Origin of the sequence: Rickettsiales endosymbiont of Stachyamoeba lipophora, assembly GCF_003932735.1 — a bacterium.
Classification (GTDB): Bacteria; Pseudomonadota; Alphaproteobacteria; order Rickettsiales; family 33-17; genus RICK01.
On sequence record NZ_CP033611.1, the window covers coordinates 738,934 to 761,326 of the forward strand.

Annotated in this window: 17 protein-coding genes and 1 tRNA gene; 11 read left to right on the forward strand and 7 right to left on the reverse strand. The window is 32.5% G+C overall.

Features of this window, described 5'->3' with window-relative positions; all coding sequences use genetic code 11:
- Position 1 precedes the first annotated feature (1 nt).
- Both EF513_RS03360 and EF513_RS03365 read left to right on the forward strand, forming a co-directional pair.
- Positions 2–2,284 carry a 3-hydroxyacyl-CoA dehydrogenase/enoyl-CoA hydratase family protein gene (locus EF513_RS03360; RefSeq protein ID WP_125216005.1) on the forward strand — a complete coding sequence of 761 codons (2,283 nt, stop codon included), beginning with the start codon at positions 2–4 and terminating at the stop codon, positions 2,282–2,284.
- Between the two features lie 13 nt (positions 2,285–2,297).
- Positions 2,298–2,789 carry a hypothetical protein gene (locus tag EF513_RS03365; protein WP_125216006.1) on the forward strand — a complete coding sequence of 164 codons (492 nt, stop codon included), beginning with the start codon at positions 2,298–2,300 and terminating at the stop codon, positions 2,787–2,789.
- A 308-nt stretch (positions 2,790–3,097) separates the two neighbouring features.
- On the opposite strand, the gene EF513_RS03370 is transcribed toward EF513_RS03365, so the two are convergent.
- The 3 genes from EF513_RS03370 to EF513_RS03380 form a co-directional block, all read right to left on the reverse strand.
- Positions 3,098–3,173 (reverse strand) — tRNA-Ala (locus EF513_RS03370).
- Between the two features lie 171 nt (positions 3,174–3,344).
- Entirely contained in the window at positions 3,345–4,859 is a 1,515-nt protein-coding gene (locus tag EF513_RS03375) for an ankyrin repeat domain-containing protein (protein ID WP_125216007.1), read from the reverse strand.
- A 185-nt stretch (positions 4,860–5,044) separates the two neighbouring features.
- A complete protein-coding gene (locus tag EF513_RS03380) occupies positions 5,045–6,106 on the reverse strand; it encodes a ribonuclease D (RefSeq protein WP_125216008.1) in 1,062 nt (353 codons plus the stop codon).
- A 105-nt stretch (positions 6,107–6,211) separates the two neighbouring features.
- Here EF513_RS03380 and aspS point away from each other — a divergent pair, with 105 nt between their 5' ends.
- The gene (gene aspS / locus EF513_RS03385; RefSeq protein WP_125216009.1) at positions 6,212–8,029 is read left to right on the forward strand and encodes an aspartate--tRNA ligase; all 1,818 of its coding nucleotides are present in this window, start codon (positions 6,212–6,214) and stop codon (positions 8,027–8,029) included.
- Positions 8,030–8,103: 74 nt separating this feature from the next.
- On the opposite strand, the gene EF513_RS03390 is transcribed toward aspS, so the two are convergent.
- Complete coding sequence (locus EF513_RS03390) at positions 8,104–9,978, reverse strand: hypothetical protein (protein ID WP_125216010.1); 1,875 nt, start codon at positions 9,976–9,978, stop codon at positions 8,104–8,106.
- A 115-nt stretch (positions 9,979–10,093) separates the two neighbouring features.
- On the opposite strand from EF513_RS03390, the gene EF513_RS03395 reads away from it, so the two are divergent.
- The 3 genes from EF513_RS03395 (at position 10,094) to EF513_RS03405 (ending at position 13,482) form a co-directional block, all read left to right on the forward strand.
- Complete coding sequence (locus EF513_RS03395; RefSeq protein ID WP_125216011.1) at positions 10,094–10,933, forward strand: UbiA family prenyltransferase; 840 nt, start codon at positions 10,094–10,096, stop codon at positions 10,931–10,933.
- A 117-nt stretch (positions 10,934–11,050) separates the two neighbouring features.
- Positions 11,051–11,710, forward strand: a complete 660-nt coding sequence (locus EF513_RS03400) for a MotE family protein (RefSeq protein WP_125216012.1) — start codon at positions 11,051–11,053, stop codon at positions 11,708–11,710.
- Positions 11,711–12,099: 389 nt separating this feature from the next.
- Positions 12,100–13,482, forward strand: a complete 1,383-nt coding sequence (locus EF513_RS03405; RefSeq protein WP_125216013.1) for a hypothetical protein — start codon at positions 12,100–12,102, stop codon at positions 13,480–13,482.
- A gap of 33 nt (positions 13,483–13,515) precedes the next feature.
- Here the strand turns inward: EF513_RS03405 and glmS are convergent, their stop codons facing one another.
- From glmS to EF513_RS03420, 3 genes are read right to left on the reverse strand one after another with little or no spacing between them, the layout of a single operon-like run.
- Positions 13,516–15,336, reverse strand: a complete 1,821-nt coding sequence (gene glmS / locus EF513_RS03410) for a glutamine--fructose-6-phosphate transaminase (isomerizing) (protein ID WP_125216014.1) — start codon at positions 15,334–15,336, stop codon at positions 13,516–13,518.
- 5 nt (positions 15,337–15,341) lie between these two features.
- Entirely contained in the window at positions 15,342–16,190 is an 849-nt protein-coding gene (gene rsmI, locus EF513_RS03415; RefSeq protein WP_125216015.1) for a 16S rRNA (cytidine(1402)-2'-O)-methyltransferase, read from the reverse strand.
- Positions 16,190–17,008, reverse strand: a complete 819-nt coding sequence (locus tag EF513_RS03420; RefSeq protein WP_125216016.1) for a pyruvate, water dikinase regulatory protein — start codon at positions 17,006–17,008, stop codon at positions 16,190–16,192. The genes rsmI and EF513_RS03420 overlap by 1 nt, the downstream gene beginning before the upstream one ends.
- A gap of 352 nt (positions 17,009–17,360) precedes the next feature.
- On the opposite strand from EF513_RS03420, the gene hemE reads away from it, so the two are divergent.
- The 5 genes from hemE to mdh all read left to right on the forward strand — a co-directional run bounded on the left by hemE (position 17,361) and on the right by mdh (position 22,378).
- Entirely contained in the window at positions 17,361–18,386 is a 1,026-nt protein-coding gene (gene hemE / locus EF513_RS03425) for a uroporphyrinogen decarboxylase (RefSeq protein ID WP_125216017.1), read from the forward strand.
- Positions 18,383–19,429, forward strand: a complete 1,047-nt coding sequence (gene hemH / locus EF513_RS03430; protein ID WP_125216018.1) for a ferrochelatase — start codon at positions 18,383–18,385, stop codon at positions 19,427–19,429. Before hemE ends, hemH begins: the two co-directional genes overlap by 4 nt.
- Before the next feature lie 11 nt (positions 19,430–19,440).
- Positions 19,441–19,875, forward strand: coding sequence for a protoporphyrinogen oxidase HemJ (gene hemJ, locus EF513_RS03435; RefSeq protein ID WP_125216019.1), 435 nt, complete (start codon positions 19,441–19,443; stop codon positions 19,873–19,875).
- Positions 19,876–20,025: 150 nt separating this feature from the next.
- Positions 20,026–21,408, forward strand: a complete 1,383-nt coding sequence (gene rho / locus EF513_RS03440) for a transcription termination factor Rho (RefSeq protein WP_125216020.1) — start codon at positions 20,026–20,028, stop codon at positions 21,406–21,408.
- 22 nt (positions 21,409–21,430) lie between these two features.
- The gene (mdh, locus tag EF513_RS03445) at positions 21,431–22,378 is read left to right on the forward strand and encodes a malate dehydrogenase (protein ID WP_125216021.1); all 948 of its coding nucleotides are present in this window, start codon (positions 21,431–21,433) and stop codon (positions 22,376–22,378) included.
- The last annotated feature ends 15 nt before the right edge of the window (positions 22,379–22,393 follow it).

A 22,393-nucleotide genomic window follows, 5' to 3' on the forward strand; every position in this document is an offset into this window, starting at 1 on the left:
CATGATTAGTATAAAAAAAGTTGCGGTGATTGGTTCAGGAGTGATGGGAGCCCAAATAGCTGCCCATCTAGCTAATAGTGATACTAGTGTAATTTTATTTGATTTAGCAGGAGCGGAAGGTAATCGCAATGAATTAGCACTCAAAGCAATTGAACGGCTTATTAAAGATCCTCTAAAACCTTTAATGAGCGAATCCCTTGCCAAACACATATATCCTGCCAACTTAGAAGATGATTTAAATTTACTCCAAGAAGCGGATTGGATAATTGAAGCGATTATTGAAAAACCATCACTTAAAAAAAATTTATATCAGACTATAGCACCTTTTCTTAAAACAAACTGTATTATTTCGTCCAATACTTCCACTATAAAACTAAATGACTTAACCCAAGGTGTAAGTGATAATTTTAAAGCACATTTTTTAATCACACATTTTTTTAATCCGGTAAGATATCTAAGTCTCCTGGAATTAGTCACGAGCCCAAATACTAATAATATTGTTACCCAAACCATTGAGGATTTTTGTTATCATAAGTTAGGTAAAATCATTATTAAATGTAAAGATGCCCCTGGGTTTATTGCAAATAGGCTAGGCTGCTTTTGGCTAGAGCTGGGGTTAAGAAAAGCAATCAAATACAATATTAACCCATATCATGCGGATTTAGTACTTAGTAAATATTTTGGCATTCCAAAAACCGGGATTTTTAAATTATGGGATTTAATCGGGGTTGATCTAATGCCGCTAATTTCTCAATCAATCATCGAGAATTTACCGCAGGAAGATAATTATAATTTGCTCATGTCCAAAAACGAGCCGGTAATTGAACATATGATTGCGCACAAATTATTGGGCAATAAGGCTAAGCAAGGTTTTTACAAGAAACAAATACTTGAAAACGGAACAAAACAAGAATTAGTTTTAAACTTTAAAAACTATGAATATGAAGAATTACCTGAGATAGAGAGTATTACAAAATTTAAGGATATGAAGGAATTATTAGATTATCCAGGTAATATAGGTAAGTTCGCCTGGGAAGTACTATCCTCTACACTTAACTATGCGGCTACTCTTTATCCGCAAAGCGCCTTTAATATCAACGATATTGATATTGCAATGAAAGCTGGTTATGGCTGGAAATACGGTCCGTTTGAACTGATAGACAGCCTAAGAGATGATAATGCTTACGGCACCCAAAATTTAAGTATTAAACTCCAATTAGACAACTTAGAATGCGCAGATTTATTAAAGGAAGTAGATCAAAATAGCTTTTATCAAAATAATTTTTACTGGCATGAAGGTCAATACCAGCAGGCTAAAGAGCTAAATGATAATAAATTAAAAACTTTAAAAGCTAAAAATATCGCTCCTCTTCATCAAAACAGTACTGCTAAATTATGGGATTTAGGCAAAAATATTTTAGGGTTAGAATTCTCTAAAAAAATGCATGTACTTGACTATAATGGTTTTGAAATGATGGAACATGCAATTCATTTAGCTGAATCAAAATACGATGCTCTATTTATTCTGAGCGATGATCAACATTTTTCAGCAGGTGCAGATTTAAAAATTTTAAGCGAATTAATTGAACAGCAAGCTTTTGATATTATAGCTAAATTAATAGATTACGGCCAAAAAACCCATCAGAAATTAAAATATGCTAAAATTCCTGTTATTTCCTTAGCCAGCAATATAGCTTTAGGCGGGGGTTGTGAACTCTTACTTCATTCACATGGGATAGTAATTCATGCTGATACAAAAGTAGGGTTAGTTGAAAGTAATATTGGTTTAATACCAGGCTGGGGCGGATGTAAAGAAATGATTTTAAGAGCATTTTTTGATCCCACCTCCATTGATGTAAGTAAAAACATCATAAACTCATTTAAACTAATTTTAGAAGGATATCAAAGCAGTTCAGCCATTGATGCTATTCAAAAAGGCCTACTGAAAAAGGAAAATACTCGAATTGTAATGAACGCTAATAACTTATTTGATGAAGGGCTAGCGTTGGCGGAAGAATTAAAATTTCACAACCAGAAAATAACATTACCTGAAAGCATTTACCTTGAAAATGTAAAAAACCATGAATTTAGTAAGCTATTATCTATCTATACCGCGCATGAAAAAGCCAAAATAGCAGAATATTTATACATAATTTTTACCGGCAATAATCAAACTGTAATAAAAGAAGAAGGTTTACTAAAATTAGAACAGCATTATTTTATAGAGCTATGTAAACAGGCGACTACTAGAGATAAAATTAACCAATTATTTAACAAAACATGATATGGTTTTATCTATGCAGCATAGATATGAATTAGCATTTTTTCTGGAAAAATACCTACAACAAATGGTAAATACTGCCTTTGCTGCTATTACCAATCCTAAAGACGCTTTAGATTTTTTCTATGAACGATTGTATTTTGCTTATTCAAGCGATAAAAATTTACTTACTAATAATATAAAAAAATTAGAAAGCCTCTATAGCAATGAAAATGAATTCAAAATTAAGATGATTCTAAAAATCACTCGGCCGATGGTAAAATTAAACTATTTATTAAATGGAGATAGAAAAGTTTTAGAATTAATTGAAACTCTAAAAGAGCTAGATCTAAATAACCAAGCTTTAATAAGACCTATTGTGGTGTTTGCTGATGAAGTTCTCTCTAAGTTTATTAAAGATCTATTCTATTTTAAAAAAAATATTACTTCTAATGATTTAGACGAAATAACTATTTTTATTCACGATAAAATTATAGAAATTAAAAATTTTGCACAACGTAGCGCTTAAGAGGGTAATATCTAATTTAAACTAAGGTTATAAAGTTAACATATACACTTAAAAACTAGCCCAGTTAAAAAATTCACAAGCAACAAAGAGTAACACCTATTAAAATCTTTGTAGATGATAGCGACATGTATACTTTTCTAATCAGCCAACTGGCATGCGGGCTGTAGAGCAAACATAACTATTTTCAACAATTATTTACTTTTGTTTACAGGCAAAAATACCAAAAAGGATAGCTTTATGCTAGAACCTTGATATAGCTTAGATTAAGAAGAAGAAATTAAGGAATCATAAGAAGTTTTTTAAAGAAATGGTGGAGAAGAGCGGAATCGAACCGCTGACAGCCTGCTTGCAAAGCAGGTGCTCTACCAACTGAGCTACATCCCCACATTATTTATGCTTTTTATAGCCATTCTCTTAATTTGTCAATCCTTAAAGTTGATTAATTTAGTAGAAATTTAGGCTTTTCTATCATTTATTTAACTTTAACCCTGTTGGGATAAACCAACAGATGATGTTTTAAAAGGCCTTTTATTTAAACTTTTAGTAGCTATATAGTTATAAACTATATCCGCTATTAATCTCAGTTAATTGTTCAACTTGTTGTATTTCGGCAGTTTGGTGATTATCTCCATTACTACCAAGGTTAATGATGTTAACCAAACCATTTAATTCACTTTGTATATGAAAAGATTCTACTTTAAACAAATCAGCATGATTATTTATAAAACTTTGTAAAACTTGATTATCCTGATTTGCTGGTAAATCTATTTTTGCACCCTTATCTACTAAAAGCTTTACTACTTGCTCTTGATACTCTACATCCTTAGCTTTAGCCGCTAAAGTTAATGGGGTTTCATTATTACTATCTACAAAATTAGGGTTAGCACCATTATCAAGTAAAATCTCAATAATTACCGGACTGGCTTTTAATTCTTTAATAACATATTCAAGCACCGAAGTATAGTTACTAAAGGTAGTATTTACATCCAGTCCTTGCTGACCAACTAAAAACTTAAGCATAGCTACATCGCCCACCTTACAGGCTTCAGTCAATGCCATACCTGTAAGTCCTTCTTTAGCTATATTCATTCCTGGATACACCCATCCATCTTTTAATAAGTATGCTACATTGTTGATATTTTTACTCTCAATTGCTCTATAAAGTTCAATATAATTATCTATCCTGCTATCTTTAACATGCGATCGAAAGACCCCATTTAATTTATCATAACCTTGCTCGGTTTCTAAACAGTAATCTACCGGTGTTTTACCTTTATTATCACTCGCAAGGATGTTAGCTCCTTGGCTTACAAGAGTATTTGCAACAAATTGATCTTTTGCATAAAAAATTGGGGTTTTTCCTTCCTTATTTTTTACTTCCAAGCTTGCACCATGTTCTAAGAGAAATTTCAGTTTGTTTGGATAATTCCAATATTTATTTAAGGCGAGCTTGTGTAGAAATGTATTCCCGTGATCATCTATTGGCAAATCTAGATTAATGTTAGCTTTTTCTTGCAAACTATCTAGCGCCTCACCTTTAGAGTTAGCTTTAAGCGGATCAGCCCCATACTCCAATAAAAGTTTGACCTTATCAGAAGTTTTATTTTTAATCGCATAAGTAAGCAAGGTTTCTTTAGCCGCTGTTGAATCCATATTAATACTATTAATAAAATTAGCACTAGCAAAAGCTGATGGTATAATAAAAGTATTCTCTTGATTAGGATTTAAAAATTTATTTTCTAAAGCGTAAGTTAGCACTTCATTATCAATAGAGTTTAACAAAGCTTCTAAAGTATCTGAATTATATAAAGTAGCACCATGCTTAATTAGCAATTTTGCTATTTCATTTTGGTTGTTATTTAAAGTGTTGCTTAGCAAGTTAGAAAACACATCTCTAGATATAATCTCCCTCGGCAATTCTATGCTACTTTTATATGTTATTGTTTTTATTATCCGTACGTTAGGATTTACACCTTCCTCTAATAGCTTTTTAGTTCTTTCTATATTACCGTCTTTTACTGCTTTAAATAATTGGTTCTGTAATTCCTGCTGGGTCGATGAATTCGTCATAGCTATCTCCTTTGATAATTAATTAAGTATTAACACGCTATTATAATATTCATACAAAGAAAAGTCTTTAATACTTCTGTTGGAAAAGATTTAGTGCAATTATTGCACCATTTTGCTCGTATATAGCTAATGCTGTAAGGTAGCTTTTTCTTTGGAGGCTTGCTTGCTTCTTTAATTCTACAAACTTATAATTTTGAGATAAAATCCCCAAACATTTCTTTTCTAAATCCTTGATAAAACCTAATATTATAAGGTATTTGGCAGATATGGGCAAAGGTCTCATCCCTACTAATAAAATAGCTTTCTGGTAAACCATACTTATCAGCAAAATGGCTGGCTATCTCTTTAATTAAATTAGAAAGCTTAGCATGTTTGATATAATTTTTAGTATTTTGAAACTTTTGAGCCACCTCTTCAGTTAATTCTGCTTGATAGTCAAAATTGTTAACTAGATAATTATAAAATTCTTCTTTTTGGATATACTCTTCTAAGTTCTCTAGCTTTAAATTTAACAAATTACCTTTATGGGCAAGTTTAGTAATATCAATATTTTTAATTAGATGATTAGGGGCAATATTATGTTCCATAGCATATTTTTGCCTTAATTTTAATATCGCTTTGATCAGTACAAATTCTTCAATATGGTTGCTCGATTTTTTAAATTTTATCCATAAATATTCATCCGGCAGGGTATAGGTTATGTTACTATCTTCTCTAAACCATTCTGTTCTACCTAAAATTTCAAGCCGTTGTTCCAGCTCATGGTAAATATTCATGGAATATTTCACATCATTAAGTGCATAAACAAGCTGAACATCACTTAAAGGACGCACTTCCCAGTTAGAAAATTGCTGCTTTTTAGATAGATCCTTATCACAGATATCTTTAACCAAATTTCGATAGCTTACTGATTCTCCATACCCGCATATTAAAGCAGCTAGTTGGGTATCATAAATGTTAGTAATTTCAATATTAAAAAATCTATTTATTGCCTGAATATCCTGCTCAGCAGAATGGATTATTTTCAAAATATTAGGATTAGCCAGCAGCCTAGAAAAATGGGTAAAATCTAATTTAGCAAAAGTATCTACTGCAAAATAGCTATCTTCAAAGCCTATTTGTACTAAACTTAAATCAGGGTAATACGTTTTAGTTCTAATAAATTCAGTATCAAGAGCTATAATGCTACTCTGCTCTATTAACTCGCAGAGTAAGTCTAGCTCTTCTTGGTGGTCTATAAGCGCCATTAGCTAACCAGTTAATAAAAATCTTGTTGTATATATATTGTTTATACATATACTTACCAAAAGCAAGTTAACCGTCAAAAATATAACGTAATTGTGGAAAAAACAATGCATAAATATAGAAGCCATACTCTTGGCGAGCTTAGAAAATCAGATGTAGGTACAACCGTAAAATTATCCGGCTGGGTGCACCGCAAGCGTGACCATGGCAATATTATGTTCTTGGATTTAAGAGATAATTATGGACTTACCCAGTTAGTATTTAATAATACAAAAAGTTTTTTTGAAGAAGCTGTTCAAACTAAATATGAGTCTGTTATTACTATAACCGGGACAGTGGTGGCAAGATCTAGCGAAACTGTTAACACCAACCTTAATACTGGTGAAATTGAAGTGATGGTAGAAGAGTTTTTGGTTGAGTCCAAAGCTCACGATTTACCATTTTCTATTGCTGTTGATCAAGATTTACCTGAAGATTTAAGGCTTAAATATCGCTTTTTAGATTTAAGGCGTGATAAAATTCATAGTAACATTCTGCTTCGGTCACAGGTTATCCGTGAGATTCGTGAGCAAATGCATAAAATTGGTTTTATTGAATTTCAAACTCCAATTCTTACTGCCAGCTCCCCTGAAGGTGCCCGTGACTTTTTAGTACCAAGTCGTATGCATCCCGGTAAATTTTATGCGCTTCCTCAAGCTCCGCAACAATTCAAGCAATTACTAATGGTTTCAGGATTTGACCGTTATTTCCAAATTGCTCCTTGCTTTAGGGATGAAGACTCCAGGGCTGATCGCTCTCCGGGTGAATTTTATCAATTAGATCTTGAGATGTCTTATGTTACTCAAGAAGATGTATTTACTACTATGGAACCGGTATTGCACCATATCTTCACTAAGTTTAGCACCAAGCAAGTGACTAATTATCCATTCCCACGCATTACTTATGAAACAGCAATGCTTAAATATGGCGTTGATAAACCGGACTTAAGAAACCCGCTGATCATTAGTGATGTCACCGAGATATTCAAAGATTCTGATTTTAGCATCTTTGCAAATAACATTAAACAAGGCTCTGTAGTGCGAGCCATTCCTGCTACTAATGTTAGTGGCCGTCCAAGAAGCTTTTTTGATAATTTAAATAGCTTTGCGCAAACCTTAGGGGCACCAGGGCTAGGTTATATCGTCTGGACAGAAACCGGAGAAGCTAAAGGCCCAATTGCTAAATTCTTGCCAGCTGGGAAATTAGCTGAATTGCAAAAGCTAGCGGGTATTAATAATGGTGACGCCCTTTTCTTCGTATGTAATAAAGAATTAGATGCTGCAAAGCTTGCTGGCAAGATTAGAACCGAGCTTGGCAATCAGTTAGACTTGCTGGAGAAAAATGTATTTAAATTCTGCTGGATTGTAGATTTTCCATATTTCGAATGGAATGACGATAAAAAAGCCATTGATTTTAACCATAACCCATTTTCTATGCCTCAAGGTGGCCTTGAAGCGTTAGAAAACGCCAAAACTACTGAAGATCTGCTTAAAATTAAAGCTTTCCAATATGACATCGTCTGTAACGGTGTAGAATTATCCAGTGGTGCTATTAGAAATCATACCCCTGAAATCATGTATAAAGCCTTTAACATTGTAGGGTACTCTCATGAAGATGTAGATGCACAATTTGGTGGCATGATTAAAGCCTTTAAATATGGAGCTCCTCCGCATGGCGGCTTTGCTCCGGGCATTGATAGAATGGTAATGTTAATTGCTGATGAACCGAATATTCGTGAAATTATTGCCTTCCCATTAAACCAACAGGCAGAAGACTTACTGATGCAGGCTCCAAATATTGTTACTGACAAGCAACTAAAAGAGCTTGACATTCAACTTACCCCTCAAGCCCTTAAGAATATTAAAAAGGAAACTGCGGGTAATTAATCCTTTCTCCGATAGCAAAAAGCCCGGCATTCTCCGGGCTTTTTAAGAAATCATAATAATATATAATAGCTATATCAAAATGGTGGTTGAGAGAATGACTTTCTTCTTTGTGACTCTGCAGCAGCATGGGTTCCTTGCGCACTATTTTGTATTAAAGACTCTAATTCTTGAGAATTTAATTTACTTACAAAATCACCGATATTAGTAGTTCCTTTTGACATGTAGTGCACTATAAAATTTTCTAAAGTATCTATCACTGATTGGCTATTTTGTTGATTCTGTATATTAGTATTAACAAAGTCAGTTAAAGCTTTTAGTTTAGTAAGTTTTTGTATTTCTTCAGTTTGAATATTGCTAGGATTAATTCGATCTTTCATCTCTTGATAGGTTATTTTTAGCTTGGTTGTAAGATTAGCAATTGAGCTAAAAGGAGAAACTTGCTGAGGAATTAGAGCTTTGATCGCTTCAGTTGACATGCCTCTAATAAAATCACTTAGTTTTCTAGCACCCATAGCATGATATTGATCTACAGCCTTTTTTACTATACCAGCTTTTAAGGCTAACATGCTAACAGAGTTATGTTGCGTGCTACTTAAAAATTCTCCCAATATTTTTAGCTGGGTTAATTTTTCAATGTCCTCTAAAGATAGTTGGCTTAATTCTTTTTGTTTATTCTTTTTAAGTCTCTCTTCTAACTTATAAAACTTATCTATAAGTTGTTCAAGATCCTTATATGGCATAGCATCCTTCCTTCTTCCGCCTTTTTCGGTAAAATGAGAAGTAAAATCATTTATAAGCTCTTTTAGAAATTGCTTCCAATGGAATGGCACATAGTTATGAGTGCAACGTAATTTTAATTCTTCTTTTTTATGCTCATAAGTACCGTTTTTATAAATTATAGTGTGTTCGGGAGCGGTTACAAAATCTAATGTTTCTTGAGTTTTTGGGTCAAGTGCTGGGCTAATGGTTACTTCACTTAAAGGAATGAGCCTGATTGCTCCACAATCATCATTAGGCAAAATTAAATTGATAATTTCTTGATCACTCATTTCCCCTAAATAAAGTCCTAAAGTGCTGACTTCTTGTATTGCTACTCGCCTAGCTGCTAAGAATTTACCAAGGCTACCCATGGTCCCTATTGTTCTTAACTCAAAAGCTTTAATTCCTGCCATTTTTTCAGGTTTGAAGCCGGTTTCTTCTCTAAGCTCCCTTAAGCTATTTTCAAGATAATTTAGATCTATTTCATTTAACCAGGCTAAATTCTCATCATTATATTTATTATCTAGATGCGCCTTTAAGTTTTGGATAACTAGTTGGCGATATTTGATGATATTTTCAACAGTCCACATAAATTTGATGTCATAATATCCTAAATCGGTTAAAGCTTTTTCTCCAGCGATTAAAAAGTCTTTAAGATCAAATGCCCCCTCTTTAGAAGAATTCGCAAAAAAAGCACCTTGAATATCAGCCTCTATTTTATTACCGCTAATATTAGGTCCTATTGGATTTCTAAATCCAGCTGAAGTGTAATCAACATCCCCTTTTCTTCTTACATTCTCCCCGGTTATTGCTACAAAATCTTGCTGCTCTATCGACCAATATATCGCCTGTACGGCTCCTGCGGAATCATGTTTGCTATAAGGATATAAGAATGCTTTGTTGCCTTTTGGGGCCTCTCCTTTAAATCCCAATAATTTATGTAATTGCTGTATTTTTTGTTCTGTTTCCTCATCAGGCACTCGATCGGTTTGAAGGCTATCACCCGCCCAATGTGGAGGCAGGGCTCTACTTAATTCGATTATTAGCTCATGCACCTCTTGTTTTCGTTTAGCATCTGGAACCAAATTTACATGAGAAATTAACTGGGCTAATATAGCAGCATGAGAGGATACTTTTTCTGATATAGATTGTGGTTGTACGGTTTGGTCGCTTATTGCAATACTTGGCATAGATGTTCTACTCCTTTGTTGTTTGAACAGCAAAACTAGTTTAATCTTGCCTAAAAGTAAAATAAATTTTTAATTGAATTATTGCTTATATTATTTAAACTATTAGATTATAATTATGGGTAAATTAAAACCTTCTCTTGCTAGTATTATTGCTCTAACCCGCCTTAACAATCCGGCAGGATTTTTATTGCTTATGTACCCCTGCCTGTGGGGACTCGCACTAAATAAATCTTCTTCAATATATGTTTATCTATGCTTCATTGTTGGAGCTATTTTAATGCGCTCAGCCGGCTGTATTATAAATGATATTTTAGATCGAGGTTTCGATAAAAAGGTGGAGCGTACTAAAACCCGACCCCTTGCTTGTGGTCAAGTTTCGGTTATATCCGCGGCTGCTGTTGCGGTTGCTTGTTGTGTTGTCTCACTCACCATGTCACTTTTTATACTACCTGATAATACGATCTTACTTTGTATATTATGGAGCATTTTTGCCGGTATTTATCCATTATTTAAGCGATTTACTTACTTTCCGCAATATATGTTAGGAGTTACTTTTAATGGTGTAATAATTGCAGCTAGCACTAATGGTGAAATTTCAATTCAGGCTATAATTCTTTATATAGCAACTATATTTTGGATTTGTGGCTATGATTCAATTTATGCTATAAGCGATTATCAGGATGATATGAAGGCTGGTGTTAAGTCTCCTGTAATATTATTTAAAGATAAAACTATTTATTTCATCTGCTTTAATTACATTATATTTATAACGTTATTAGGTTCGATCTACTTTGTTAATAGCGCTCGCTATATTTCTAACTTATCCTTTATTTTAATCATTATTCATTTAATTACCCAAATCTATCTGGTTAAATACTGGAAAAATTATCAAAAAATCTTTAAAAGCAATATTGGTTTAGGGTTAATTAACTTTATAGGCTTGTATTTTGCTTAAAATATTAAAATTTTTGCAAACTTTTCATTTACATTGCTGCATGTTTCTCTAATATTCTAATTAATACATATTAAATTAAGGTACGTTACCCGGATGAGGCTTAGATTTCTGCCATTAATGATAACTTTTTCTGCGATAACTTTATGTTTAAGAGTGGCAGAAGTAGCAGTTGATTCTAAGATGTCTCTTAGTGAATTTGGCTTAAGCATTAGTTTTGCAGAAGCAAGCGAAAGTGAGACAAAACAGCAAGAAAATAAGCAAGATGAAAAACCAAAAACTTCAGTTGCCCATAATGAAGCAAATCAAAAATGCCGCAACTCAATCCAGCTCACCGGTAGTGAGCTTTGTACTCCTGGACAAATAGACTTGCTAAAACAATTATCTAGCCGCCGTGAAGAAATTGAAAAAAAGGCTAAAGAACTTATTGACCAAGAGAACATACTTAAAATAACTGAAGGGAAGATTACTAATAAACTTTCAGAGATAACCGCTATGAGAGATGAGGTCTTAAGGCTTCTTAAGTCCCTTGAGCAGAAAGAAAATGATAAGATAGATAGCCTAGTTAAAATCTATTCTAATATGAAGCCTAAAGATGCTGCTAGGATTTTTGAGGAATTAGATATGGATATTTTAATTCCGGTCATTAATAAAATGAAAGAAGCCAAATCAGCACTTATCATTGCCCAAATGAACCCTAATAAAGCTAAAGATCTTACTATTAGTATTGCTTCAATTAAAGTTAAACCAGATTTTTGCAATTGTAAGCTTGATAAGTAACATTATTTACTATCTAGGTGTTGTGAAGGTTTATAGTAGAATCCTAGAAGAGATCCTATTAAATCAAGTAAGACACAAGACAAAGAAAAATTTATCAGATCTGGATAAACTTCCGTAGATTTTTTGTTGTTTAACTCCAAACCGCCTTCTCGCCTTTCTCTTTCACCCTCTTTTCATGCTTTGTTTTTAGAAATATTCACACAACAAGGTAGCAAAGTTTTCTATTATAACGCCTATACTAATTTGTTGCAATATCAATAACATAAACACCTTTCAATTGCATACTTAACATTAATCATACAAATTTTATTAACACTTTCTTAAATAATATGTTGCATTATAATTTTACGCATGTTACATTAAATATAACTTAAAAAATGGTTAACATAATGAATATTAGTGAAATAGAAGAATTTCAGCAAGATTTAGATAATGCTGTTAAAGACTATTTAGAGAAAAATTCCACCCATTATGCTAAATATGCAGTTTATGGCGGTATTGGAGCACTTGGAGCTGCAGCTGGTGCTACGGCCCTGGCTACTGGGGCTGGGGTAATAATACCTCTTACCAGCTTGTGGGGCAATGTTATTGGTGCATCAGCGATATATACTGGGGCTGGGGCTCCTGCCGCAATTATAAGCTATGGTTCAGGCATTTTTGGTTTCTTATATCCTACAGTTACTCCTGGTGTAGTTCTTCTTGCTAATACTCCAGGATTTGCTGCCGCTAGTTTTATTGGTGCAACCACAGCAACCACACTAGCTGCAGGTTCAATTGAAGTTAGTGAAGCTACTGTTAAAAACACAACAAGCCTAAGTCCTAAAGGATTTTTTAACAAAATAAAAAAAGGAATCCGTAATCGTACTATTGGTAAATCAAGAAGTGATAAAATTCGTGATGAACTCAAAAACCATCATGTAGTTACATTGTTTGATACTGATAATAAAGAAAGATTGGTTTTTATTCCTAAAGAACAGTTTAAAGGTGAACTTAATTTTGAAAATATTAACAATTATTTAGGAAAAAATGAAGCTTTATATATGAAAGATACAGATCTTCCAGTTGCCGCTAAATCATTATGTATTCCTAAAGGCTTATTCAAAGTTATAAGTAATAAGTTTAAAAAAGATACTGAAAAACATAGTGACTTATTTAATGAAATTAGAAAGGTTACAAGATCGTACAACTGCATGTTATCTACTCAAAAAAATAGCTTATCACTGTTTAATTCAGAGGCTATTTATGAAAAAGTTGGTGAAGTGTTGAGCAATTTTACTGCCGTCTTAATCAAAGGCTGTGACGGTAAAGAAAGTCTAGTATTTATAAATAAAAGTGATTTTTCTGCTCAAACAACCGCTGAAGATATAGAATCTTATATTAGTAAACCTATATCTGTAACTATGCAAGAGAGTATGGCTGGCGAAGATTTTATTAGGGTAAGTTTAGAAGAAAAAGAGAAATTCTTTCCAATCCCATTGGAGAATGAGCAAAGAACAACTGTATATTTACCTGATAGCTTATTCGGAGCTTTAGATACTAAACTTGAAGGGAATGTTAAAGATCTTGATGAGCTATTTACTAGCATAGCCATCGATTTAAGAGAACATACTAAAAATCTTATTAAAGAAACTCCTGCAACTAATTTAGAAACAACAGAGCTTGATGACTGGGTTAATGTAGAACTTAAAGACTCTACCTTCTTAGAAAGAACTCAGGCTAGAAGAACCGGATTTCTTTCTAGGAATAGCCATAACTTTAATTATGCCAGATGAATTAAAAAAAGCCCTAGAAATCTAGGGCTTTTTTTATTCAACCGTCACTGATTTAGCTAGGTTCCTTGGTTGGTCAATATCTCGATTTAACGATTTGGCGGTATAATACGCTAATAATTGTCCTACAATACCATAAATAAATGGATATGAGATCTCATCAAACTGTGGAATTTCAACTGAAGCTTTAAGTTTTCCCTCAAATAGATTAATAGCTTCTATATCACCAATTAAGATAACTTGCCCATTTCTAGCTATTACCTCTTGGATGCTTGCATTAGTTTTTTGATAATCTGCGAGATGCGAACTATTATATACAATAATTGGCAAAGAATCGTCTATTAAGGCTATTGAGCCGTGTTTAAGCTCTCCTGCAGGAATTGCTTCTGCATGAATATAAGATAGTTCTTTTAGCTTTAAAGCGCTCTCAAGAGCTATAGGATAAAGGATTCCTCTCGCTATATAAAGCAAAGAGCTTGAATTACAAAATAGCTTTACTACCTGCTCAATCTTATTGTTAATACTTAAAATTTTCTCAAAGTTACTGGTTAGGTTATTTATTAAGTGCAAATATTCCTTAATTTGAATATTTTTATGTTTTGCAATAAGTAGGCATAAAGCAAGTAACGTTATAACCTGATTAGTAAAGGCTTTAGTAGAAGCTACTCCTATTTCTGGCCCTGCATAAATCGGCAGCACTACATCTGCAATATGGGCTATTGAGCTTTCAACTACATTTACAATTGCCATGATAAATTGGTTGTTTTCTTTAGCATATTCTAAGGCTGCTAAGGTATCTTTGGTCTCACCTGATTGAGAAATAAAAATAGCGATATTATTTTCCTTAAAAGCTATCTTTCTATAACGATATTCCGAGGCAATTTCTACAATTACATTTACTTTAGCAATTTTTTCAAACCAATATCTAGCTACATTTGCTGCATAGTAGGAAGTGCCGCAGGCTACAATAGTTATATAATCCAGATTATTAACTAAAACTTTCGGGGCTTGAGGAAGATTAATATTGGTATGGCTAAAATCAAAATAGTTACTGATACAAACTTTTGAGGTTTCATTTTGCTCAAAAATTTCTTTAAGCATAAAAGTTTCAAAACCATTTTTTTCCACTTGATGGGCGTTGATTAACAATGGGGTGGTTTTAACTATTTGCTTGGTAAGTTTTTGATTAAAAATATTGATCTCTGTTTCACTAATTTCAATTATGCTTCCATCTTCTGGGTAAATCACCCGATCTACCTTACCAGCTAAAGCATAAACATCTGAGCTAACAAAATTAGAACTGCTTCCCTGCCCTATAATCAATGGTGCACCATTTTTAACTGCATAAATTTTAGGAGCTCCTAGTTTAATTATCCCTAAAGAATAAGCACCTTCTAAGCGCTTAAGTAATTGTGAAATTGCTTCTAAAAAGTTATCCGTTTTCTTACTTAACTCATAAAGTAAAAAAGGTACCACTTCACTATCAGTTTCAGATTTAAAGATATATCCCTTAGCTTGCAGCTCTCTTTTTAATTCATAATAATTTTCTATTATCCCATTATGCACTACTGCAATATTTTCATGGGCATGAGGATGGGCATTAACTTCTGTTGGTTCTCCATGTGTTGCCCATCTAGTATGAGCAATTCCTACTTTAGCAAAAATAGGCGATTCTTTTATTTTTTGGCTCAAATTGTTAATTTTGCCTTCTGCTTTCTTAATTAGCAGTTCATTATTTTTAATAATACCAATTCCAGCTGAATCGTATCCTCTGTATTCAAGTTTTTTAAGACCTAAGATTAGCTCTTCTGATAAATTTATTTCTTTATCAACAATTACCCCAAAAATTCCACACATTATTTTTATTTTCCCACAACTTCCATTATTAATTTATATGCCTGATTTCTTGAAATATTATGAAAACTTTTAAGATATTCAACTATCTCTTTAGTTGTGTAATATTTTGTAGCTAGATCTGTAATCTTGCCCCTAATTTCCTCACTATCACTTTCAGTCTCCAGCTCACTGGAATTTATTATTAAAACTATTTCACCCCTTATTTTATCTGGATTTGCTGCTAATTTTTCAAGCACCTCCCCTGTACTCCCTGAAATGACTTCTTCAAATAGCTTGGTTATTTCTCTTACCACTGATACTTGCACCACTTCATTAAGCTCTTTAAGAATGGTTAAAGATGTTTTTAATCTTTTAGCGGTTTCAAATGCTATAAAAGTGCTTCTCACTCTTATTATTTCTTTAAAAGTATTTTCCAATTGTCCCTTGGTTTTAGGTAGAAACCCTATAAAAGTAAACTTATCACTTGGTGCTGCTGAAAGAGTTAAGGCCGTAATAAGAGAACAACTTCCTGGAAGGCTAGTTATCGCAACTCCTTTTTCTCTTAAAAATTTTACCAATTTATATCCCGGATCTGCAATTAATGGGGTTCCTGCATCACTTACTAATACTATTTTTTTATCTTCTAAAATTTCTTTATAAATTTTTTCACGATTATATTCAGTAGAATGATCATTATAAACTTTCAGATTTTTTTTAATATTATAATGAGCAAGTAGCTTCCCCGTTACTCTAGTATCTTCGCAGTAAATTACATCACAAGCCTCTAGTGTTTCCAAGGCTCGTAGCGTTATATCTTTTAAATTTCCTATAGGTGTAGCAATAATATACAAGCCACTTATTAATTCTTTAGCCACTAAATTTCCTTATTTTCATATAATTGAATAATTTTTGATGCTATTTCTTCAACGGATCTTTGAGTTACATCAATTATCGGCCAATCGTTTTGTTGAAAAAACTTTTTAGCTTTCATTACTTCTTCTCTTACTTCTTCTATATCTGTGTACGAATTTTGGTTTTTATCCTTTAAGGTTAAAAGCCTGTTTTTTCTTACATCTATCAATCTTTCAGGTAACACTGTTAGTCCTACTATAAATGGATTTTTTAATAATTTTAAATGTTCTAAAATAGGCGAGTCTATTGTATAGGGAACATTCGCAGCTTTAAAACCTCTGTTAGCTAAATATACCGACGTAGGAGATTTAGAGCTTCTTGAGACTCCTACAATTATTATATCCGCTTTGTCTAGATTCTTATAATTTTGCCCATCATCATGATTTAAAGTAAATTTAATCGCTTCTATTTTTTGGTAATAATCTTCATCAAGTTCAAGCTTTCTATGGCTTAAAGAGGTATGGTCTATATCTAAAAATTTAGCTAAATTGAATATAACATGTGTAAGCGCAGCTATATATTCCACACCTATCTTATCACATTCTGTTTTAAGATAGTTTCTAACCTCGTCATCAATAATTGTATACATTACTATACCGGGTCTTTTGCTAATATTTTCTATTATTTGATCTATTTGACGGATGTTTCTTATAAACGAATAGCCTGTTATCTTAAATTTTACTCCTGAAAACCTGTCTGTAACTGATTTAGACATTACTCTTAAAGTATTTCCGGTTGAATCCGAAATTAGATAAAGATTTACTTTTTTTAGTGCTTCCATAACTGTTTAAATCTCTGTGTTTAACTATATGTATAATTCTGTGGATAACTTTGTGGATAACTTTTCCCTAATTTTTATCTACAGAATTTAGCAATATTTCAGTTGTTTATCCACATGTAGACAACTTTATCCATATTATCTTAATTATGAGGATAATTATGTTTTTAGAAAAGTTATTATATTTTTTCACATATTGTGAGTGTACTTAAAAATTTATTGTTTACAAATTTTATCCACCGTTTTATCCACAATTTTAAGTATAATTTTTTTTGTGGAAGAATTTGTGGAAAAACCTGTGAATATTTAAGAATCCACTTATACTGCTGTTAATAATAATCAACAACTCTATTAAATGAATATAAATAAAATTAGATATATATTTGAAAATACAAATAACTCTCAAAAAGAAATACCAATATGGTTAATGAGACAAGCAGGTAGATACTTACCTGAATATCGCGCTGTTCGAGAAAATTTTAAAAATTTTATGGATTTCTGTTACAATCCAGAAAGCGCAGCTTTAGTTACATTACAACCAATAAAAAGATTTAATTTTGATGCTGCTATTATTTTTTCAGATATTTTAGTTATCCCTGATTCATTAGGACAGGAAGTTAACTTTATTGAAGCTAAAGGGCCGATCCTTCAAGAGTTTTCATCAGCTTTTATAGAAAATCCAACTAATCTAAACAAACTTAAATTTGTTTATGAAGCCATTGAACTTACTAGAAGTAAGCTTGATAAAACCAAAAGTTTAATAGGGTTTTCAGGGGCACCGTTTACCTTAGCCTGCTATATGACTAAGGCACATTCAAAAGACTTTGAATCAACTAAGCAGTTTTTATATGGAAATTTTGATTTATTTAAGAGCTTGATTGATAGATTAACCGTTGAAGTAAAGAGCCATCTAAGCAACCAAATAGAAGCTGGTTGTGACATAATTAAAGTTTTTGATTCATGGTCTGGGTTATTGCATGGTGAGTTTTATGAGGAATTTGTAATTAAACCAAATAAGGAAATTATAAAATTTATTAAAGAAACCTATCCTAAAGTATATACGATTTGTTTTCCAAGAAACTCATCTTTAAACTATTCTAAATTTGCGCATAATGTTAAGCCACATTGTTTAGCTATTGATCAAAATATTGATAGAACATGGATTAATGAAAATATTAACCAAGAAATAGCTATTCAAGGTAATTTGGATCCATTATTACTAACTACAACCTCACCTTTTTTAGAAACTGAAATAAACGATATTCTAACCAGCTTTAAAAAACGTAAATTTATTTTTAATCTAGGTCATGGTATTACTCCTCAAGCCCGCATTGACCAAGTTGAAAAGATGATAAAATTAGTTAAAAGTCCTAAATCATGAATAAAATTTCTGTAGTAATAATGAACTTAGGAGGCCCTGATAAAACAGAAAACGTTAAATCATTTTTGTTTAATCTGTTTAATGATCCTTTGATTTTAAGAGTACCAAAATTTTTGAGATTTATAATTGCTTGGTTTATTTCTAGAAAGCGCGAGCAAACAGCAATTGCAATTTATAAGCAAATAGGAGGCAAATCTCCTTTATTAGAGAATACTATTGCTCAAAAAAAACAACTTTTTAAAAGCTTGCAGGATGAATATCCTGATACCCAATTTCAGATAGAAATAATTATGCGTTACTGGCATCCTTTCTGTAAGGATGTAATGAAAAAAATAGAAGCATTTAACCCGGATAAAATTATATTATTACCCTTATATCCACAATTTTCAACTACTACTACCATGTCCTCAGTTAGAGAGTTTGAAAGTTATTTTAAAGGATCTAGCTCACAAGCTAAATTACAAGTAGCGTGCTGCTACCCTTTTGAAGAAAGCTTTATAAAAGCATATGCAGATCTCGTTAACAACTATATAAAACAGGCTTTAAGTAAGTATAGCAAACAAGATATTAAAATTATATTCTCAGCTCATGGCCTACCAGAAAAAATAATAAAAAACGGAGATCCTTATCAGTGGCAAGTAGAGGAAAGCACAAAGCTAATAGTAAGTAGACTTGAAGAAAAAGATATAGAAACAATTAATTCTTATCAATCTAGAGTAGGCCCAGTAAGTTGGATTAAGCCTTTTACCGATGAAGAAATAAAAAAGGCTGGCAAAGCTAAAAAAGCAATTATTTTAGTGCCTATTTCTTTTGTATCAGAGCATTCAGAGACTTTAGTAGAACTAGATATTGAATATAAAGATTTAGCTGTGGAATTTGGGGTGTTAGATTATTATAGGGTTCCTACTTTAGGTGTTAATGAGCATTTTATTAACTCGCTAAAAGATATCACAAAAAGCTTGATAGATAATCCGGCAATAAAATTTTACCCTTTTAAACGGATATGTGATAAAGAGTTTTGTGGTTGTATTAATTCAAATTAAAGCTGATAAAAATGGAAAATTATTATTTATGGTTTAAAGCTCTTCATATTATTTCAATTGTTGCTTGGATGGCAGGGATGTTTTATTTACCTAGGCTATTTGTTTATCATACTGAGAACCAAAGTAATCATCAAATATGTAAAGTATTTGAAGTTATGGAGCGCAGATTGTTAAAAATAATTATAAATCCTGCAATGATTTTAACTTTTATATTTGGTTTAAGTTTAATGAAAATTGTAGGTTTTGAAAATTTAGGTAAATGGTTTCATGTTAAATTGTTGTTAATTTTAATTTTAACAGGATTTCATGGACTTTTAGCGAAATATCGAAAAGATTTATTAAATAAAACTTTTATAAAAAATGCTAAATTTTTTCGAATTATAAACGAAATACCTACAATAATTGTAATCTTAATAATAATTTTGGCAGTAGTAAAACCATTCTAAAAAACACTAGTATAAATTCAGAAATATTTTTTATTTAAAAAACGAATGATGATTATAAATTTGACAATTAAGGAAATAGAATTAAAATCATAACAATTCCCGATGTAATCACAAATCTAACTAAATCAATTTCATAATAAGTACCTAATAATGACAATAGATAATAATAAACCCAAGGATCAACTTAGTGGTGATTCTTCAAATAACCTTAACAATGCTGAAATTGAGCCTACAATAAATCAGTTAGAAAACATACCTATAAAGCCTGCAGAAACAGTGCTTTTAAAAGAGCTAAAACAGAAATCTTCTTCCTACCTTGTGGAGCTTGCAGAAAAATATGAGGTTGAAAACCCTAGTATGATGCTTAAGCAAGATATAATCTTTGGAATATTAAAGAGGATTGCTGAGCAAGGTGGCCTAATTATTGGTGAAGGAGTTTTAGAAGTATTACCAGATGGTTTTGGCTTTTTAAGATCTTCTGAAGCAAACTACCTGGCTGGCCCTGATGATATTTATGTATCTCCTAACCAAATAAAAAGATTTGGGCTTAAAACAGGTGATACTATTGAAGGCCAGGTTAGAGCTCCTAAGCAAGGTGAAAGATACTTTGCGTTAGTAAGAATAAATCAAATTAACTTTTCAAGCCCTGAAATAGTGAGTCAAAGAGTTCACTTTGATAACCTTACTCCGTTATACCCTCAAGAAAGATTGATGTTTGAAAATGATAGTGGAGACGGTAAAGACTTAAGTACTAGAATAATTGACCTAGTTTCCCCATTAGGTAAAGGCCAAAGAGCGTTGATTGTAGCTCCTCCTAGAACTGGTAAAACCATGTTGTTACAAAACATTGCTCATGCGATTGCAACCAACCATCCTGAAGTAATACTGATAGTGTTGCTAATTGATGAAAGGCCAGAAGAAGTAACAGATATGGCAAGATCGGTAAAAGGCGAGGTGGTAAGCTCAACCTTTGATGAGCCAGCTACCAGACACGTGCAGCTTGCAGAAATTGTAATAGAAAAAGCAAAAAGGCTTATTGAGCAAAAAAAGGATGTGGTAATTTTATTAGATTCCATTACCAGGCTTGCCAGAGCGTATAATACTGTAGTACCATCTTCAGGAAAAGTTTTAACCGGTGGTGTGGATGCTAATGCTTTGCAAAGACCTAAACGCTTCTTTGGAGCTGCTAGAAATATTGAAGAAGGTGGGTCTCTTACTATTATTGCAACAGCATTAATAGAGACAGGCTCTAGAATGGATGAAGTGATTTTTGAAGAGTTTAAAGGAACAGGCAACTCTGAAATTATTTTAGATCGTAAAGTTGCGGATAAGAGAGTATTCCCTGCAATAGATATCACTAAATCTGGTACCAGAAAAGAAGATTTATTGTTTGATAAAGGAACCCTAAGTAAGATGTGGGTATTAAGAAGAATTATTAATCCAATGGGAACAGTTGATGCTATTGAATTTTTAATAGATAAATTAAAGCCTACTAAGAATAATTCTGACTTCTTTGAGTCTATGAATTCATAAATATCATTTCGGAGGAAAAGTTATGTCTAAAAGAAATAAAATAGCCTTAATAGGTGGTGGCAATATAGGAGGTACTTTAGCTCATCTTATAAGTTTAAAAAACTTAGGTGACGTAGTATTGTTTGATATTGCGGAAGGATTACCTCAAGGAAAAAGTTTAGACATATCTCAAGCAAGTGCGGTAGAAAATACCACTCTTGCCCTTACAGGCGCTAATGATTACAGCGCAATAGAAGGCTCAGATGTAGTTATAGTTACTGCTGGAGTGCCTAGAAAGCCAGGGATGAGTAGAGATGATTTGTTGAATATAAATGCAAGCGTTGTAAAGACTGTTGCTGAAAATATCAAAAAATATTGTCCGGAAGCTTTTGTAATTGTAATTACTAATCCTCTTGATGCTATGGTATGGGTAATGCAAAAAGCTAGCGGTCTTCCTGCAAATAAAGTTGTTGGCATGGCAGGTATCTTAGATTCTGCTAGGTTTAGGCATTTTTTAGCTGAAGAGTTTAAAGTTTCAGTTAAGGATGTAAACGCTTTTGTGCTTGGTGGCCATGGTGATACTATGGTGCCGCTAATTAGATATTCAACTGTGGCAGGTATACCAGTGCCGGATCTTATTAAAATGGGCTGGTCTACTGCAGAACGTATCGAAAAAATAGTCCAACGTACCCGTGATGGGGGAGCTGAAATAGTGTCACTGCTTAAAACAGGCTCTGCATATTATGCTCCTGCTGCCTCTGCTATTGAAATGGCAGAAAGTTATTTATATGACCAAAGAAGATTATTACCATGTGCTGTTAAATTAAATGGTGAATATGGCGTAAAAGATCTTTATGTAGGTGTGCCAGTAATAATTGGCAGTAATGGTGTTGAAAAAATAGTTGAAATAGAATTAAACAATGAAGAGAAAAATGCTTTTAATCATTCAGTGAATGCAGTAAGAAGCCTAGTTGAAGTTTTAAATATATAAAGGTTAAGGTAGCTC